The 18,648-nt window shown below is 56.2% G+C and carries 14 protein-coding genes; 7 read left to right on the top strand and 7 right to left on the bottom strand.

Annotation, left to right across the window (positions count from 1 at the left end; all coding sequences use genetic code 11):
• Positions 1-30: 30 nt before the first annotated feature.
• Positions 31-1,419 carry an aminotransferase-like domain-containing protein gene (locus tag ACUN8H_RS02940; protein ID WP_445530671.1) on the bottom strand — a complete coding sequence of 463 codons (1,389 nt, stop codon included), beginning with the start codon at positions 1,417-1,419 and terminating at the stop codon, positions 31-33.
• 183 nt (positions 1,420-1,602) lie between these two features.
• On the opposite strand from ACUN8H_RS02940, the gene ACUN8H_RS02935 reads away from it, so the two are divergent.
• Positions 1,603-2,865 (top strand): MFS transporter, encoded by a 1,263-nt coding sequence (locus ACUN8H_RS02935; RefSeq protein WP_445530670.1) that lies wholly within the window; start codon positions 1,603-1,605, stop codon positions 2,863-2,865.
• Here ACUN8H_RS02935 and ACUN8H_RS02930 read toward each other — a convergent pair.
• Positions 2,778-3,710, bottom strand: a complete 933-nt coding sequence (locus ACUN8H_RS02930; protein ID WP_445530669.1) for a cation diffusion facilitator family transporter — start codon at positions 3,708-3,710, stop codon at positions 2,778-2,780. The genes ACUN8H_RS02935 and ACUN8H_RS02930 overlap by 88 nt on opposite strands.
• 198 nt (positions 3,711-3,908) lie before the next feature.
• On the opposite strand from ACUN8H_RS02930, the gene ACUN8H_RS02925 reads away from it, so the two are divergent.
• The gene (locus tag ACUN8H_RS02925) at positions 3,909-4,745 is read left to right on the top strand and encodes an alpha/beta fold hydrolase (RefSeq protein ID WP_445530668.1); all 837 of its coding nucleotides are present in this window, start codon (positions 3,909-3,911) and stop codon (positions 4,743-4,745) included.
• A gap of 87 nt (positions 4,746-4,832) precedes the next feature.
• Here ACUN8H_RS02925 and nirD read toward each other — a convergent pair whose 3' ends face one another.
• From nirD to ACUN8H_RS02910, 3 genes are read right to left on the bottom strand one after another with little or no spacing between them, the layout of a single operon-like run.
• On the bottom strand, positions 4,833-5,240 hold the full coding sequence (nirD, locus tag ACUN8H_RS02920) for a nitrite reductase small subunit NirD (protein ID WP_445530667.1): 408 nt from the start codon (positions 5,238-5,240) through the stop codon (positions 4,833-4,835).
• Between the two features lie 47 nt (positions 5,241-5,287).
• Positions 5,288-7,810, bottom strand: coding sequence for a nitrite reductase large subunit NirB (gene nirB, locus ACUN8H_RS02915; protein WP_445530666.1), 2,523 nt, complete (start codon positions 7,808-7,810; stop codon positions 5,288-5,290).
• The gene (locus tag ACUN8H_RS02910; RefSeq protein WP_445530665.1) at positions 7,810-9,117 is read right to left on the bottom strand and encodes an NAD(P)/FAD-dependent oxidoreductase; all 1,308 of its coding nucleotides are present in this window, start codon (positions 9,115-9,117) and stop codon (positions 7,810-7,812) included. The genes nirB and ACUN8H_RS02910 overlap by 1 nt, the downstream gene beginning before the upstream one ends.
• 750 nt (positions 9,118-9,867) lie before the next feature.
• On the opposite strand from ACUN8H_RS02910, the gene ACUN8H_RS02905 reads away from it, so the two are divergent.
• The 3 genes from ACUN8H_RS02905 to ACUN8H_RS02895 are packed head-to-tail and all read left to right on the top strand — an operon-like array spanning position 9,868 to position 15,175.
• Positions 9,868-12,582, top strand: a complete 2,715-nt coding sequence (locus ACUN8H_RS02905; RefSeq protein WP_445530664.1) for a nitrate reductase — start codon at positions 9,868-9,870, stop codon at positions 12,580-12,582.
• The gene (gene cobA / locus ACUN8H_RS02900; protein ID WP_445530663.1) at positions 12,542-13,450 is read left to right on the top strand and encodes a uroporphyrinogen-III C-methyltransferase; all 909 of its coding nucleotides are present in this window, start codon (positions 12,542-12,544) and stop codon (positions 13,448-13,450) included. The genes ACUN8H_RS02905 and cobA overlap by 41 nt, the downstream gene beginning before the upstream one ends.
• A gap of 3 nt (positions 13,451-13,453) precedes the next feature.
• Complete coding sequence (locus ACUN8H_RS02895; RefSeq protein WP_445530662.1) at positions 13,454-15,175, top strand: protein kinase domain-containing protein; 1,722 nt, start codon at positions 13,454-13,456, stop codon at positions 15,173-15,175.
• Between the two features lie 20 nt (positions 15,176-15,195).
• Here the strand turns inward: ACUN8H_RS02895 and ACUN8H_RS02890 are convergent, their stop codons facing one another.
• Positions 15,196-16,455 (bottom strand): MFS transporter, encoded by a 1,260-nt coding sequence (locus ACUN8H_RS02890; protein WP_445530661.1) that lies wholly within the window; start codon positions 16,453-16,455, stop codon positions 15,196-15,198.
• Between the two features lie 93 nt (positions 16,456-16,548).
• On the opposite strand from ACUN8H_RS02890, the gene dkgB reads away from it, so the two are divergent.
• Positions 16,549-17,367 (top strand): 2,5-didehydrogluconate reductase DkgB, encoded by an 819-nt coding sequence (gene dkgB, locus ACUN8H_RS02885; protein WP_445530660.1) that lies wholly within the window; start codon positions 16,549-16,551, stop codon positions 17,365-17,367.
• 104 nt (positions 17,368-17,471) lie between these two features.
• Complete coding sequence (gene arfA, locus ACUN8H_RS02880) at positions 17,472-17,633, top strand: alternative ribosome rescue factor ArfA (protein ID WP_445530659.1); 162 nt, start codon at positions 17,472-17,474, stop codon at positions 17,631-17,633.
• A 154-nt stretch (positions 17,634-17,787) separates the two neighbouring features.
• Here the strand turns inward: arfA and ACUN8H_RS02875 are convergent, their stop codons facing one another.
• Entirely contained in the window at positions 17,788-18,501 is a 714-nt protein-coding gene (locus ACUN8H_RS02875; RefSeq protein WP_445530658.1) for a response regulator transcription factor, read from the bottom strand.
• Between the last annotated feature and the right edge of the window lie 147 nt (positions 18,502-18,648).

Genomic DNA, 18,648 nt, shown 5'->3' with positions numbered 1-18,648 from the left:
GAGCGAAGCTGAAGGGCCGCATAACTACGGCTAACTTGCCGCCTCGATAAACCCTTTGGCCCTCGGGTCCTGCATATAGGCAACGTTAAGGCGTAGCCAGGGGGTGGCTTGATGGTCGGCAAAGAACAGATGCCCCGGTGACAGCGTCACCTCCCATTGGTTGGCCAGTTTTGTAAGTGCCTCTGGCGTCATCTTGGCCGGTGGCTTGGCCCACATAAACATCCCTCCCGCCGGTTCGGTATAAATCTCCCACTTCGCCTTTTTGAGCAGGGCGAGTGCCATGGCCATTTCACGGGAAAGCTTGGTGCGTAGTCGCTCTGTCAGCTTTCGATAGCTCCCGTTTAGCAACATGGTCGTGACGACTTGCTCTGCAAAGCGCGATGCGGAAATACTGGTCAGCATCTTGATATCGACTAAACGCTGCACCAGTGAGGGCGGGGCGGCAATAAAGCCTACCCGTAGCGAAGAGGAGAGGCTTTTTGAAAAACTTCCGAGATAGAGCACCCGGTTCAAGCCGTCCAACGCGGCAAGGCGTGTCGTCGGCGTGTGCTGAAAATCCGCATAGATATCGTCTTCGATAACCTGAAAATCATGCTGCTCGGCGAGCTGTAACACCCGGTGAGCCACCGCCGGTGCGAGAGTACTACCGGTTGGGTTATGAAATACGCTGTTAATATAAAAAAGTTTGGGCTGATACTGCGCCAATAATGCTTCCAAGCGCTCGATATCAGGCCCATCTGCCAAGCGCGGCACGCCAATCACGCGAATGCGCTGCAAGTGCAGTAGGCCGAACAGATTGTAATAACCCGGTGATTCCACAAACACGACATCGCCGGGCTCAAGCAGCATTCTTACTAATAAATCCAGCGAATGACTGCCGCCGCCGGTTATCACGATTTGCTGGGCATCGGCATTAATCGCTAGCGGGCGCAGGCGCTCTTGGATCAGGCGGCGTAATTCTTCAGGCCCCTGAGGCGTGCTGTATTCGAAAATTCCCGAGCGGCTTTTACGCGCCACCTGACGAATGGCATGGGTCAGGTCGTCGCTCTCTCGCCAGTGGCTGGGTAGCCAGCCGCAGCCCAGCTTTAGCGTGTGCTCATTGGCACTAAAAAGCCCCCACAGGCCATTGGTGACCTCTTCCAGCGCGCTAGCAACGGACGGCTGGGCGGCCAACGAGGCACTACTTTCGGCAACGTAAAACCCTGAGCCGGGCCGTGAACGCACCAACCCCGCCGCAATCAGGCGCTCATAAGCGTCAATAACCGCGTTACGGCTAATTTGATGGGCGGCTGCCAAGCGGCGAATGGAGGGTAAACGATGGCCGCCACCCGCGCCGTGGGCAGCAATCCAAGCGCTGATGCCAGCTTCAACCTGCTGCGCGATGGGAGTAGGCGAGTCGCGGTTAACCTTAAGTTTCATAGCGGACCCTGTTGTTCACAACGGCATGGTTCAAAACGGTATGGTTCACAACGGTATGGCTCACAACTGTTCGCTAAAAGAGCGAAACAGTGTCTGCATAGTGGTGGTTAAGTGTACCTTACCGTTGCGCGGTAAGCGTGCGAGCTTAGCGGTTCACTGACTGACTTATTGAGGACCCTCGCTATGAGCCGCTCTGCCAATCGTGCTATCAATAGCCAGCCTGCCGCCTGCCTCGCCTTTGCCCTGTGCATGATCACTACCGCGGTCAATCTACAGGCCCCGCTTTACGATGCACTCGCGGCGCGCGATGGCGTGGGAGTAGGGGCAACTACCATCGCCTTTGCCTGCTATGTGGCGGGCGTTTTGCCGGTGCTGCTCGGTTTAAACGGCTTGGCAGATCGCGTGGGGCGCAAGCCACTAATCATTACCGCACTTCTGTTAAGTTTGTTGGCGACGGCGTTGACGTTGCTGGCGCCAACGTTAATAGCAGTGGGGGCGGCTCGATTTTTATTAGGCGTCAGCATGGGGTTAACGTCGGCAGTGGCGCCGGTGTATATGCAGCTATTAGTGGGCAAGGCGGATAATCGCATCGCCACTAACAGGGTGACGGCTAGTACCTCGCTTGGGTTTGGCCTGGGGGCCGCGGTGACTAGCTTGTTTCTCTTTCACTCTCCCAGCGTAACGCCGCCTAGCCTGTGGATTTACTTGGTCGCCGCCACGCTAGCGCTCATCGTGGTCACTCCCTTAGCAGATAGCCCGCCGGATACCACTAAGCGTTCGTTGCTGCGCCTGCCCAGCTACCCGCCAGGCGCATTCGCCTTTGGGTTGGCTATTTTGCTGGCGTGGGCAACAGTCGGGTTGGTCATCGCGATACTTCCCTCAACACTACAGCGCCACGGTTTATCCTCCTGGAGCGGGTTCGCCACCTTCGGTATTTGCAGCGGCGGGGTGCTTTTTCAGCCCTGGGCCAGAAGATACACACCGCGAAACGCTACGTTGCTGGGATTACTGATCCTGCCGATCGCTTATGCGCTCATCGCTTGGGGCGCCGTGCAGGGCTCTCTGACAGTGGTGCTGCTGGGCACGGTGGCCGCTAGCAGCGCTTGCTATGGATTTATCTACCTAGGAGGGCTAAGTGGCGTATTGGCAACGGCCGGTGCGGCTGCGCCCCAGGCCAGTGCGGGCTATTTTTTACTGGCCTATATTGGCTTCAGCCTGCCGGTGATCACCACCGGCATGCTCATCGATACGGTGGGGCATGCCCTGGCACTAACGCTGTTTGGATGTGCGCTCTTGGGTGGTGTGATCGCGGCGGTGGTTTTGCTGCACAGGGCGCCTGTGATTGGCGGGCGCGCAAGCTACCCTTTTTCTACCAATAGCCCACAAGAGGGGGCTGCCCAACGAGTGTCGGCGGTAAACACCACGTCGCATACCACCGGCGAGTAGTCGCGGCGCACTTCTTCATCGATACGTTGGCGCAACAAGTCTTGGTCCGCCAAGGTCGTCTCAGGAAGTGATTTGGGAAGTACCACATGGACGATCACGTAAAGCAGGCGGCCAGGGCGCACCATGCGAACGCGCACTTCTTGGGTGTCGATATCCGCCAGGCCGCGCGCCACCGCTTGTCGTACCGGCTCAGCGACTGCTTCGTCAGGCGTTTTATTGAGTAGCTCGCTCAACGCTTGGGACGCCATGCGCACAGGCACGCCCAAACAGAGCACCACCACCGCGATTACCAGCACGGAATCCACGTAGGGGAGAATGGCCCGCCAGCCCAAGTGTTCAAACAGCATCACCAGACAAAAGGCCGCTAACACCGCGGCAGAAATAACGCTGTTGACCAGCCAATTTAACTTATCTGCCGCCACCAAGGGGCTACTCACATGGCGCTGGCTGCGGTGCATGACCCAGGCAGTCAGTGAACATGCCACGGTGGCAAATAGCGCGTAAAGCACCGCTAAGCCCGCCGCGATCTCACGGCCGCCGGTAAGCAGGGCAGCAATGGCATCGACCAGGGCAAAGATAGAAACGCCTAAAATCAGTAGCCCTTTGCAGAGGTTCACCAGCGACTCAAAATAGCTATAACCAAAAGGGTACGACGCGCTGTCCGGTCGGCTGGCTAATTTGCTGACTTTTATGGTCACCAGGGCGACGCTGAAATAGATCAGATTGAACAACCCATCCAGCAAAATGGCTTGGGAGTTGGAGGCCAGCGTGGCCACGATACCGGCACAGCCGATGAGCAATGCCATCAAGGCGGAGAATGCCAACGTACTCGACTCTTTCTTCACGAACGCTTCTGCTCCAATGATTGCTGAATAAGAGGCTGGCAAGCATAGCAATATCGTTGATCGTCATGTCAGTGTTTTTGTTTATCGCTAGCGCATAAGCGGCGCGAGGAACAGCCTGTTTGGCAATACATGAAACGTTGTACTAGCTTTGTATGACATCTTTTCAATGTATGCCATAGCGACCAGGAGGGTGCAGCAATGCCGTTTTTGAATGCGGGGACAGAGCAAGGAACACCTGTCGAGCTTTACTACGAGGTGCGCGGGGCGGGTAAGCCCGTGGTGCTGATTCATGGCTGGCCTCTAAGTGGCCGCTCATGGGAGCAGCAGGTGCCCGCGCTGGTGGAGGCCGGCTACAAAGTCGTCACTTATGACCGCCGTGGGTTCGGTTGGTCGACCCAGGCAGATGGTGGGTACGATTACGACACACTTGCGTCAGATTTGAAGAAATTGATCGAGGCCCTGGACTTGAACGACGCTACTTTGGTGGGTTTCTCCATGGGCGGCGGTGAAGTAGCCCGATACCTCTCAAGTTATGGCACCGGCCGGGTAAGTAAAGCGGTGTTTGCCGCTGCGGTGCCGCCTTACTTGTATAAAGCGGATGACAACCCCGAAGGCGGCCTGGATGACGCCACTATTAACCAGTTCCTGGAAGGTGTGAAAGGGGATCGCCTTGCGTTTCTGGAAGACTTTACCCAGAACTTTTTCACTGCCGGTGAGCGCAGTGATTTAATTAGTGAACCCAACCGTCAGTACCACCGCGATATAGCGGCGTTTGCCTCCCCGCAAGCGACCTATGAATGCATCAAAGCGTTCAGCTATACCGACTTCCGCAAAGACTTGCCCAATATCGATATCCCCACCCTGGTACTGCACGGGGATACGGATGGCATCGTGCCTTTTGAAGTCAGCGGCAAGCGGGCGCAAGCGTTACTGCCTAATGCGCAAATGGAAGTGATCAAAGGTGGGCCTCACGGGCTCAATGCCACGAACCCTGATGAGTTTAACCGGGCGCTGATTACCTTTTTGGATAGTTAAGTATCCCTAATAGCTAGGGATCACCGTTTGAAGAGTATCATCGTCAAAGGCGCCGCCTGTTCAGGTGGCGCTTTTCTTTAGTGATAATTACCCCTCAATCCAAACCTCTTCCCCTTTAAACTCGATGTTCCAGGTGCGCAGCTTGACGCTGTCGTCTTCCAGGCACTGGCCGTCTTCAAGGCGGAAGTGCTGCTTATAGATAGGCGAGGCGACGACGGCGGCGCCTTTAAGATCACCGACGATGCCGCGGGCGATCACGTTGGCTTTGGAAAAGGGGTCAAAGTGGTCGACGGCGTAAAGTGGGTCGCCTTTACCTGTTAAACGCTCGCTTGGGAGATAAAATATCGCCACTTGTGCAGGGCCTTCAGCGGTTTCAATCCAGGCGGCGACGCCCGAAAACTCGACAAGTTCGGCTTTGGTACAAACCTTTTGCCATGTTTTGGTGGTTTGTTCCGCCATGGTATCTATCTCTTTTTTCAGTGCTGTTGCGGTCATGGGTTGCCTCGTTTTTATTCAGTATCTATGAAAACGCACAGGGTCGATTAAGCGGGCCGTGGCTGACCGCGCTCAGAGGTCATGATGATCGACGGGTCCGGGCGGTCATCATTAACGAAGCTGCGGAAGCGCTTTAGCTTTTCCGGGTCGCTGATGGCGTCGGACCATTCGCACTGGTAGGTATCCACCACGGTTTGCATCTGGCGCTCCAGCTCGGCATTGATGCCTAGGCTGTCTTCCAGAATCACTTCTTTGAGGTAGTCCAGACCACCGTCGAGGTTTTCGCGCCATACCGAGGTGCGCTGCAGCCGGTCGGCGGTGCGCACATAGAACATCAGGAAGCGGTCAATGGTGCGGTAGAGCTGCTCATCATCGAGATCTGTAGCGAACAGTTCGGCGTGGCGCGGGCGCATGCCACCGTTACCGCAAACGTAGAGGTTCCAGCCGTTTTCAGTAGCGATAATGCCAATGTCTTTGCTCTGCGCTTCGGCGCATTCACGGGTGCAGCCGGAAACGCCAAACTTAATTTTGTGCGGTGCGCGCAGGCCCTTGTAACGATTCTCTAGCTGGATCGCCATGCCGACGCTGTCCTGCACGCCGTAGCGGCACCAGGTACTGCCCACGCAAGATTTCACCGTGCGCAGCGATTTGCCGTAGGCGTGGCCGGTCTCGAAGCCTGCTGCAATCAGCTCGCTCCAAATATCCGGCAGGTCTTCCAGGCGGGCGCCAAACAGGTCGATCCGTTGGCCGCCGGTCACCTTGGAGTAGAGGCTATATTTTTTGGCCACTTCGCCCAGGGCAATGAGTTTGTCGGGCGTGATTTCACCACCCGCCACGCGCGGCACCACCGAGTAAGTGCCGTTTTTCTGCATGTTGGCCATAAAGGTGTCGTTGGTATCCTGCAACGGGATATGCGCCGCATCGGTGATCGGTTCGTTAAAGCAGGAAGCCAGAATAGAGCCCACGGCGGGTTTGCAGATATCGCAGCCTAAGCGGTGGGTGTCGGGGTTGCCGTGTTTTTCAATCAGATCAGTGAAGGTTTTGATGCCCTCGACCCGCACGATGTCGTAAAGCCCTTGGCGGGTATGAGCGAAGTGTTCGCAAATGGATTTATCGACCTCGACGCCGCGGGCTTCCAGCTCGTAATCCACCACGCTTTTGAGCAGCGCGGTGCAGCCGCCGCAGCCGGTGCTGGCCTTGGTGACACCTTTGACACCGGCGAGATCGACTGCGCCGTCATCGATAGTGGCGCAGATATCGCCCTTGGTGACGTTGTGACAAGAGCAGATGGTGGCGGTTTCAGGCAGTGCACCAGGGCCAAGCGTGGGGGCGGCGCCGCTGCTTTGGGGCAGAATCAGCGAGGCGGGCTCTTCTGGCAGCTCAATGCCATTGGCGTAGTACTGCAGCAAGGTGTCATAAACGTCGTTGTTGCCCACCAGCATGGCGCCGAGCAGTTTTTTTCCATCGCTGGAAACGACCAGTTTTCGATATTCTTGCTTGATCGGGTCCAGGTAGCGGAACATTCGCGCGCCGGGGTTCTGATTGCCGTGGGCGTCGCCAATCGAGCCCACATCCACGCCCAATAGCTTGAGCTTGGTGCTCATATCCGCGCCGCCAAAATGGGTATCGCCGCCGGTGAGGGTGGAAAGGGCCGCCTTGGCCATTTGGTAACCCGGGGCCACAAGCCCGAAAATGCTCTGGTTCCATAGCGCGACTTCACCAATTGCGAGGATCGCCGGGTCACTGGTGAGGCACTGGTTATCGACCACGACGCCGCCGCGCTCGCCAATTTCCAGCCCACAGCCTCGGGCCAACTGATCGCGGGGGCGAATGCCTGCGGAGAAGACAATCAGGTCAGTCTCCAGCACTTTATCGTCCTGAAAGACCATTCGGTGGCGGCTGGCGTCACCATCCTCAATATGTTGGGTAGCCCGCTCGGTCAGCACCTGTACGCCGAGCGCTTCGATTTTTTCGCGTAGCAGTTCACCGCCTTCATTATCTACCTGCATCGGCATCAGACGTGAAGCGAACTCCACCACGGCAGTATCCAGGTTTAGTCCGCGCAGGGCGTTCGCCGCCTCTAATCCCAGTAAACCACCCCCCACGACCACGCCGTTAGTGGCGGTTTCAGCCGCGGCTCGTATGGCGTCCAAATCGTCCAGGGTGCGATACACCAGACAACCTTCGCGATCGTTGCCGGGGATGGGCGGCACAAATGGGTAAGACCCCGTGGCTAACACAAGTCGGTCGTAAGGGTAGCGGCCTTGATCGGTAATCACTTCGTGGGTAGTGCGGTCAATCTCAATCACGCTTTCGCCACTGCGCAGCGCCACACCGCTAACGTCGTAGTAATCGGCATCACACAGCGCGAGCGAATCGGCATCGCGGCCGCTGAAGTATTCGGACAAGTGCACCCGGTCGTACGCGCGGTGGCGCTCTTCGCCAAACACGGTGACTTGATAGCGCTCAAGGGCGCCGTTATCGACGAGCTGTTCGACCAAGTGGTGGCCGACCATTCCGTTACCAATAATAATAAGCTGTTCGGGAGTTGCCGCTGGTTGGGTAGACATCATGCCACCTCTAAGGTCGATAAATGGGGAGTGTCGTTCTGTTGGTCAGCCATGCTCGCCTGGAGTGCTTCTACATCAGCGGCGCCAAACAGCAGTGCTTGACGGCTGTCGCTAAGGTCATTGCCAGCGAGCGCTTGCTCGAAGTACCAAGGGCCTTGGGTGGTATCGCCGTAAAGCACCGCGCCCTCTATCCGCCCGTTGCGCAATAGCAGGCGGCGGTAGTCGCCGCGCTCAATGTCGTGGTAATTCAATACTTCATGCTCGGCGCTGGCCTCGGTGGGGCCAAAGGCGTAAAGCGTCACGCCGCTGATTTTGAGTTTGGTGGCGCTGGGAGCATCCGCGTAGCCAAGGGTAGGCATGCCACCTAAGCGGGCGGCGAGTACTTCCACCTGACGCCAGATCGGTTCTACTAAGCCGTACGTAGTGCCATCAAATTGGCAGCACTCACCCAGTGCTGAAATCGCTGGGTCGCTAGTGGTGAGAAATTCATCCACCACGATAGCGCGCTCGGTGGTCAGGCCCGCCTGATGGCCAAGTGCTGCGTTAGGCGTAATGCCCGCCGCAATAATGACGCTCGTGGCAGCCAGTTGGCGGCCATCAGCAAGATGAAGCTTGCTGACCTGTCCTTGGGCGTCGCCTTCTAGCCATGCTAACTGGGCGCCGGTAATAATCTTCAAGCCGCGCTGGGACAGTTCGTTTTCAAGCAGATGTGAGGCGGTGGTATCCAACTGGCGGTTCATCAGCCGTTCGCTGCGCTGGAGCACGCTAACGCGGATATCGTTGCCGCGCTTACGCAGCCCTTCGGCCGCTTCCAGGCCTAACAGGCCGCCGCCAATCACCACCGCATCACCACCACGTTGAGCGATGGCGGTCAGCGCATCGGCATCTTGCAAGTCACGAAAGCCTTGCACGCCCGCAAGCTCAATGCCTGGAACGTCGGGCATCGCTGGGCGCGAGCCGGTAGCAAGCACCAGGTGGTCATAAGGCAACGTGCGGCCGGTGTTGGTGACCACGGTGTGGCGGTTACGATGAAGGGTGTCGACTTTCTCGCCAAGAATCAGTGTGACACCTTGGTTTGCGTACCACTGGGCATCGCGCAGCGTCAGCGCGTCCTGATGCATCTCACCGGCGAGCATTGGCGAGAGCAGAATACGGTTATAAGCCGGGGTGGGCTCTGCACCAATCACCGTGATGTGCCGAGGACGCGTGGGTAGCTTCACCAATGCCTCAATCAGGCGATGGCTGGCCATGCCGTTGCCAATAATAACTAGATGGTCGCTGGGTGAGCACCGGGAAGTGGTTTCCATGGGTAGCTCCTCTGTCTTTTTACGGCTGCTTGAGCACCAAACAAAAAACGCCCCTGACGCTCCCTTCTACCCACACTGGGTAGAAGGGAGCGTCAGGGGCGTCGTTGCCCGGTAGCGTTATTTAAAATCTATGCGTTAAACGCACGGCAACCGCCATTGGCTGCCAACTGATTAAAAACCTTACCGTGTATAAAGCAAGGAGCTAGCCAACTGGCCAGTAATCACCATTTTATCAATTATGTCAGGTGTTTAAGAAATAAGGGTAGAGAAGCGGTTGCGTTGCTGCTTGAGCAAGCTGCACAGCGATGGTGCGAAAAGGGAGGTGGCCTGCACTCTCACAAGACATTTAGCGTCACTACAGTGTTAAAAAGAGCGCTGCGTGATGATCTTTATTTTTATAACTGTTTGTTTTTAATTATTTAATTTCTAATCGGCCGGTTGTCGGCTTGGCTCTTGCAGCTATCAAGATAATAAGTGAGTTAACAAGGTATAAGTGCTCATTGTATGGCGATGGCAGAGAACAACTCCAACGCCGTTATTAGAAGAATAAGTAGCCGTTAAAAAAATGTGAAGCTGTTAGTAAGTCTTCATTTGTTTGAAGAGACTACTGCAAAGAGTGTTGCACCGATGAAGGTGCGCTGTGGCAACGACGTCCAGCCCTCTTCTCTTAATGCGTTGATAGTGCGCATTAGAGAAGGGGACTGGGCGTTTTTTTATGCCTGACGCCAATGAGGAATCCGAGGAGTAGCTATGACTCAGGCCAAAACCACATGCCCCTACTGCGGCGTCGGCTGCGGCGTGACGGCAACCGTTGAAGCAGGCACGCTGAGTGCTGTAGAAGGCGACCGTGAACACCCTGCGAACTATGGTCGGCTGTGCGTCAAAGGTTCTGCGCTGCATGAGACGTTGGGCGAGCAGGGCCGCCTGACGCATCCACGCGTAGATGGCGTTGAGGTCTCCTGGGCGTCCGCACTTAACACCACCGCTGAGCGTTTAAATGCTCAGCGGGCCGAACATGGCAATCATAGCGTCGCGGCGTACCTTTCGGGGCAGCTATTAACGGAAGATTACTATGTGGCCAATAAGCTGTTTAAAGGCTTCTTGGGCACGCCTCATTTAGACACCAACTCACGACTGTGTATGGCCTCAGCGGTGGCTGGTTACAAGCGTGCCTTCGGTGCGGATGCGGTACCGTGCAACTACGAAGATCTGGAGGAGGCGGAGCTGGTCGTGTTGGTAGGTTCTAACCTGGCCTGGAATCACCCGGTGCTTTACCAGCGGATTAAAGTGGCGAAAGAGCGCAACCCACTGATGCGACTAGTGGTCATTGATCCGCGGGTCACCGATAGCTGCGAGATTGCTGACCTCTATTTGGGTATCAAACCGGGCACTGATGCTTACCTGTTTAACGGGCTGCTGGCATGGATGGCGCAACGTGAAAAGCTCGATACTCTCTATCTTGAGCGTCACACCGATGGCGTTGAAGAGGCCCTGGCGGCAGCACAACAAACCGCTGGGTCGGTGGCGGAGGTAGCGGCTAACTGCGATGTCGACCCCGAGCGCCTGGAAACCTTCTACTACTGGTTTGCCAGCCAACTGCATGTGGTTACGCTTTATTCCCAGGGCGTTAACCAATCCGCCAGCGGCACCGATAAGTGCAACGCGATTATCAACTGCCATCTTGCGGGTGGAAAAATCGGCTTGCCAGGGGCGGGGCCATTCTCGATTACCGGCCAGCCCAACGCCATGGGTGGGCGCGAAGTGGGCGGTTTGGCTAATCAACTGGCCGCGCATATGGATTACCATACCCCCGGTGCCCGAGAACTGGTCAGCCGTTTTTGGGCAACTGAAACACTGACGCCGAACGTGCCGGAAGGCCCAGGCTATAAAGCGGTTGAGCTGTTTGAGGCCATTGAGCGGGGCGAGATAAAAGCGCTCTGGGTAATGGCGACCAACCCCGCCATTAGTCTGCCCGACGCGGCGCGAGTACGCGCCGCCCTGGAAAAATGCCCGCTGGTGATCGTATCCGAGTGCGCCGCCCATACCGATCTGCTGCCCTATGCGGATATCGTGCTGCCTGCCTCGGGGTGGTCGGAAAAAGATGGCACTGTAACTAACTCCGAGCGGCGCATTTCTCGCCAGCGGGGCATGCTGCCGCCACCTGGTGAAGCGCGTCACGACTGGTGGATCGTATGCGAGGTGGCAAAACAGCTGGGGTTTGCCGATGCTTTTAATTACACGCATCCCTGGGAGATTTTCGACGAACATGCTCGCCTTTCTGGGTTTGAAAACGGCATGGCCGACCGCCCGAAGCGATTGTTTGATATTTCTGGCTTAGTAGGCCTGGATCGAAACGGCTATGACGCCTTAGCCCCCCTCCAGTGGCCGGTGACAGTGACGGCGCCACAGGGTACTGCAAGACTATTTGAAGACGGTGAGTTTGCCACCGCAAATGGCCGCGCCAAGCTGCTGGCAATTTATCCCCAAGGGCCTCAGCAGACGCTGAGCAACGCCTATCCGCTGCGTTTAAACACTGGCCGAATTCGTGACCAGTGGCACACAATGACCCGCACGGCGCGGGCACCCCGGCTAATGAATCACCGCGCAGAACCCTTTATGGATTTGCACCCTGAAGATGCTCAGGCTGCAGGTGTGGTCGATCAGGCATTGGCGGTATTAACCGCCGCGAAAGGTGAATTTCGTGGCCGGGTGCGGGTGTCCAACGCCCAGCGCCGCGGTGAAGTGTTTGTGCCTATCCACTGGACCGACTGTTTTACCCGCCAGGCCAAAAGTAGCTCGTTGATCGATAGCATCACCGATCCGCTCTCCGGTCAGCCGGAAGCCAAACATGGCGCTGTAGCGTTGTCGCCGCTTGCTACTGATTGGCAGGCCACTCTGCTAATTGCCGATGGCGTTACTGTATCAACCCCTTGGTGCACTAACGCATACTGGGCGCGTATTCCCATGCTAGCCTGCCAGCGTTGGCAGCTTGCTGATACGCAGCCAATCAATGACTGGTTGGCACAGTTGAAAACATGGCTGCCTGGTGAAGTGTCGGTTGTTAGCCAAGACCCGACTAATGGAAGGCTGCGTGCCGCCTGCGTGGAAAACGGCCAACTGCGCTGGTGGCTGATGGTCGGCCCACCCAATGAACTGCCGGGCTTAGCGTGGTTGGAAGCCCGTTTTAACGATACCCAATTGAGCGATAGCCATCGCCGCCGTTTACTCGCTGGCTGTGATGACGGCGCTACGGATACTGGCCCGGTGGTATGCAGCTGCCACCAGGTGGGCCAAACTACCATTACCAATGCTATTCGTGCAGGCGACACCAGCGTAGAAGCGCTGGGTGCTAGACTTGCCTGTGGCACACAGTGCGGTAGCTGTATTCCCGAATTGAAATCTCTAATTGAAGAGGAACGGCCCTATGCGCGCACTAAGCAACCCCTTGCTAATGAAGTGGTTTAACGCGGTGGTGCGATTGTCGTCAGCGCTTCGGTCGTCGCTAGGCGGCAGGCAGAACGCTGAATTACGCCTGCCGCTAAAAGGGCGGCGGGACCACTGTCGTGCCGGGCATGTGTACTTGGTCGGCGCCGGTAGCGGCGATGCAGAGTTGTTAACCCTCAAGGCCGCACGCTTACTCATGCAGGCGGATGCTGTGGTGTATGACCGTTTGGTGGGCGATGAGGTGCTAGCGTTAATTCCCAGCGGCAGTGAGCGTTACTACGTGGGCAAAGCCCGCGGCCATCACAGCGTACCCCAAGCGGAGATCGGTGCGCTGATGGTTAAGCTGGCGCGCGAAGGAAAATCGGTCGTGCGGCTGAAAGGGGGGGACCCAGCAGTGTTTGCGCGCATGGGCGAAGAGCTGGATGCCCTGGCCGCCGCCGCCGTGCCCGCCACGATTGTGCCGGGCATTACCGCGGCCTCTGCTGCCGCTGCCTGCATGGGCATTCCACTCACCGACCGTGGCCATGCGCAGCAGTTGCGGTTTGTCACTGCCCAACTGTGCCGCGAAGACGGCACGCCGGATTGGGCAGCGCTGGCGCGTAAGGAGGAGACGCTGGTGTTTTATATGGGGCTCTCCAAAGTCACGGCGATTTGCCAAGGCTTGCGCCAGGCGGGTTTGCCTGATGAGTGGCCCATCATGCTAGTCGCCAATGCCAGCCAACCCGAGCAGCAGTCTTTGGTGGGTTCACTGGCGGATATGCCCGAGAAGCTTGCCGCCCACCCCTTGCCATCACCCTGCTTGATTGTGGTGGGGAGTGTGGTGCAACGAGTCTCCACATCGCCCGTTGCGTTGGCCGCCGCCTGTAATTTCAGCAAAGGTGCTAGCTAGCCAATGGCAACACTGGCCATTTCGCTCGGCCAGCACTCAGATAAAGGCCGCAAGCCGAGCAATCAGGATTTTTATGGCGCTTACCTACCCAATGAATCGCTGCGCGCCACCAAAGGCATCGCCATTGCGTTGGCGGACGGGATCAGCAGCAGCGAGGTAAGCCGAGAGGCAAGTGAAGCAGCGGTGGGTGGGTTCTTGACCGATTACTACGCCACCCCGGCGACGTGGGCTGTTAAAACCTCCGCTCAGCGAGTGCTGCAGGCCACCAATGCCTGGCTTTACGCCCAAACCCGGCAAAGCCAATACCGTTACGACCTGGACCGCGGCTATGTATGTACCCTGAGTGCAATGGTGATCAAATCCACCACCGCCCACCTGTTTCATGTTGGTGATAGCCGCATTTATCAACTGTCGGGCAACACGCTGGAGCCGTTGACCGAAGACCACCGCTTCTGGGCGTCACGAGAAGTTAGCCATTTAAGCCGCGCGATGGGCGCCGGTCAGCACCTGGAGCTGGATTACCGCCGCCTATCGATCAGCGTGGGTGATGTGTTCGTTCTTACCACCGATGGCGTTCATGAGTGGCTTACGGCGGCCACCATGGGCGCCATTATTCATGCGCATTGGGGGGATCTTGATGCGGCGGCCGAGGCGCTGATTACGGCAGCTATCGAAAGCGGCAGCGATGATAACCTGACCGTTCAGATCGTGCGCATTGAGACGTTGCCTGATGGCGATGCCGATGAGCTTTATGCGGCGTTGAGTGCGTCACCCCAGCCGCCAGAACTGCGTGCAGGGAGTGAACTAGACGGCTATCGCATTGTGCGCCAACTGCATGCCAGTAGCCGCAGCCATGTGTTCCTGGCGGAAGAAATCGCTAGTGGCGAGCAAGTCGCGCTGAAAACCCTTTCCACCGAGTTAAGTCAGGACCCCGCAAGCATCGAGCGATTTGTGCGCGAAGAGTGGATTGCCCGTCGCATCGACAACGTCAATGTGCTCAAAGCACCCGCTCAAGAACGTCCTCGCCATTACCTTTACACGGTGCTGGCCTATATCGAAGGGCAAACCCTGACTCAGTGGATGCGCGATCACCCTAACGCCGACTTAGCCATTGTACGGCCTATCATTGAGCAGATCGCTAAAGGGCTACGCGCTTTCCATCGCCTGGAAATGCTCCACCAGGATTTACGCCCCGATAACGTCATGATCGATAACCACGGCACGATAAAACTGATCGATTTTGGCGCCGCCAAAGTAGCGGGCATCGCCGAAGCGGTTAGCGATGGCCATTCTAGCCACGATATTTTAGGCACCGCGCAGTACACCGCACCGGAGTATTTTCTGGGGGAAGGTGGCACGCCGCAAGCAGACCAATACTCCCTTGCCATCATCACCTATCAACTGTTAACCGGAACGCTGCCCTACGGCACGGAGGTGGCCAAAACCAGAACGCGGGCGGCGCAGCATAAACTGGCCTACCAATCGGCGCTCAACGAAAACAGGCAACTGCCCGCCTGGGTGGATGAAGTGCTTAAAAAAGCGCTACACCCCAGCCCACACAAACGCTACCCGGCACTCTCTGAGTTTATTTATGAACTGCGCTCACCCAGCGCGGAACTGCTGAAGCGCGCTCAGTTACCGCTGCTAGAACGTGACCCGGTGCTGTTTTGGAAAGGCGTGTCGTTGGTGCTTGCGGTGGTGGTGATTGCCCTGTTAATGCGTTAGGCAAAACCAGCGGGCCGTTATTAACGCGCATCGTCAAAGCGATCGACCTGGCGTAACGTTGGGAAGAACCTCATCCAGGCACCGACGACAGCTAATGTACCGACACCACCAATGATGGCGGCGGGTACGGCCCCAAACCATGCTGCCATACTCCCCGCGCGGAATTCGCCTAACTCATTGCTGGAGCCGATAAACAGCATGTTGACCGCATTCACACGCCCACGCATGGCGTCAGGGGTGGCAAGCTGAATGAGCGTCATACGCACATAAACGCTAATCATATCGGCGGCACCGGCCACCAGCATGGCTATCATGGAAAGCCAGAAAAACGTCGAGAAGGCAAACACTAGATTGGCCATGCCGAAAATAGCCACGGCCGCAAACATGACCACACCGGCACGGCGCTTGATACCGCGGATGCCCAAGTACAGCCCCATCAACAAGGCGCCTACCGCAATAGCGCTACGCAAAGCACCTAGCCCTTCTGGCCCAACATGAAGCACTTCCTGGGCGTAAATGGGTAGCAGTGCCACCACCCCGCCTAACAGCACCGCAAACAGGTCCAGCGAAATAGCACCGAGGATGATGGGTTGATGGCGAATATAGCGAATGCCCGCGGTAAAACGCTTTACGGCCGTACTCTCCAGCACGTGGGCAGCTTCCACATAGCGAATGGGCACGGGTAGCAGTAGCCCAAGGGCGGATACAAAACAGCCTAAACACACGCTGTAGGCCAAACCGCCGCCACCCAAACCATATAAAATGCCCCCAAGCAGCGGACCGCCAATTACCGCTATTTTCATGATCGAGCTATTCAGCGCAATCGCGGAGGCAAGCTGCGCGCGAGGCACAATATTGGGCAGCAAGCTCTGTAGGGCAGGGCCAGTAAAGGCACGCGCCGAGCCAAACAGTGCGAGCACCGCGTAAAAGCCTGACACTGCTTGGCTGCCATTCAATGAAAGGGTGAGCAGCAGCGCACTACACAGCCCTTGCACGGTCCAGCTCAGTTGCAAAATGCGTTTACGCGAAAAACGATCAACGAAATCCCCTGCGGGCAGTAGTAGCACTACCATGGGTAGAAACTGCGCCAGCCCCACATAGGCTAGTGCCATGGGGTCACGGGTAATGTCATAAACCTGCCAAGCGACGACAATCGCCTGAATCTGCATGGCAAACACGGCTGCTAAGCGCGACAGCAAAAAGCTCAAAAAACCGGGTTGACGATACAATGGCATTAAACGTTCTGAAGTGTTGCTTGGCGCGTCGGTTGAGGAGGTCATGGCGTCTTCATGGTGGGCATAGTTTTAAGCGCAAAGGGTTGAAGTAAGGTAGTGGCCACCCCATGTTAGTTAACACGCTATCAATAGAAAAGGATGTTAATGATGCAGAAGGTAATGCCTAACCCTGGTTTCGGTACTTTTCGCCTGGAAGGCGATACGCTCAAGCAGAGTATTCATGCGGCGCTTGAGGCAGGGTATCGGCACATCGATACGGCGCAGTTTTATGGTAACGAAGCGGATGTAGGGGAGGCGATTCGCGACAGCGATGTGCACCGCAGCGATATTTTCCTCACCACCAAGGTATGGTTTGACAACCTCGACCCCACCACGCTGAAGGCCAGCGTAGACGAAAGCCTCCAGAAGTTGGGCACAGGTTACGTTGATCTGTTGTTGATTCACTGGCCATCGCCCAACGATGAAGTGCCGATGGCGGATTATTTGACGGCTCTCAAAGAAGTCAAAGCAGAAGGTAAAACGCGCCATATTGGTATTTCCAATTTCACCTGCGAGCAGGTGGATGAAGCGATTAGTATCCTCGGCAAAGGTGAAATTCTGACCAATCAGATTGAGGTTCACCCTTTCCTTCAGAACCGTAAACTGGTGGAGCATTGCGAGCACCAAGGTATTCAGGTCACCGCCTTTATGCCGTTGGCAGTGGGTAAGGTAATGGAAGACCCGACGCTTCAGAAAATTGCCGGCGCCCATGGCGTAACGCCTGCGCAAATTACCTTGGCCTGGGTAAACCAGCGCAATATGATCACCATTCCGTCTTCCACCAAGGCGCGGAATATTCAAAGCAATATTGCTGCCTTTGATTTAGTACTAAGCGACAGTGAAATGGCCGATATTGCCATGTTGGATCGCCAAGAGCGGATTGCTAACCCGGATTTCGCGCCCGCTTGGGATGAGTAAGCGGCCGGAATAGGCAAGGCGAGGAACGCTGAAAGTGAATTGCTGTCTTGTTCGATGCCTGCTAGAAGCAGGCATTGTTAATTGTTAAAAGCACGGAGTTAATGATGAAACACGGTAAGGTTCAAGATAACGCGTTAAAAGCGCAACTGCGCACGCCCATGTTTAAAATGCAGCAGCAAACGCCTAAAAAGGGCAAAGGCAGTTATTCCCGTAAAGGTCGGATGAATAAGCAGGGAGTAAAACAGGCATATAGCCAAGCCGCTTGATGTTCAGTCGCGCGATTTAGACATGTTTATCAAGCGCTTTGGCTCTATGTCTGCCACTTACCTGAAGATTTAAACGCCCCGGCCACAATGGGTGGCCGGGGCCCTCGCTATGCCAAGCGGCTCCGCAATGTGGATACGATGATGGGGCCTCAACTTATTTAGCTATTTGCTCATCCTGAGTCACTTGACACGTTTCCATCCGGTAACCTGATTGGTAAACGCTGCGCAGGCGCAAGCCGTGGCGGCCATCCAACTCCAGCTTGCGGCGAAGGCGGCTCACGTGGGTGTCCACCGTGCGGGTCGATACATCGCCCTTAATGCCCCATATCAACTCCAATAAATGCGCGCGTGTTATCAGCTCGCCAATTTTGGAAAAGAACAGCGCGGCTAACCGATACTCGCGTTCGGTTAGGTCAACGGCGCTATCTGCCACGCTGATATAGTGCTCATCGGTATGCAGGGTGAACGTATCGGGGCATGACGAAGCAGCGCGCGGTGTCGAATAGCCTGACCGCCTTCCGAGAGCGCTCACCCGGGCAATCAGTTCATTGGGACGAAGCGGTTTGGCAAGAAAATCATCCGCGCCGTGTTCAAGCGCTTTAACAACATCATCTTCATCCTGGCTGGCGGTAATAAACAGGATAGGACCTTGCCAGCTGTCATGCTGGCGTAGATGAGCAACCATATCCAGGCCGCAGCTATCCGGGAGCCGCCAGTCAATAATAAAAAAATCGAAGGTGTGCTGCAGGGTAGCGCGGCGCAGCTCGTTAGAACGGGTAAATAAAGACACCTGATGACCGGCCGTCAGTAGGCACTGTTTAATAAAAATTTGCTGATCAAGGTCATCTTCAAGTACACCAATATGCATGATGAATTCCCTTGCTGTTTTTAGTAATTGTCATTCCTGAGAGAGTATAAAGCTCATCTTTTAAGTATAGTTGAGGAAGGTGCGTTGACACAAAGGTTCACAGTTAACCGCTAAATGGCCGATATATACTGGTTGCACTTTAACGTT

The organism is Vreelandella sp. V005 (assembly GCF_052645115.1).
This window is presented reverse-complemented; position numbering and strand designations above follow the sequence as displayed.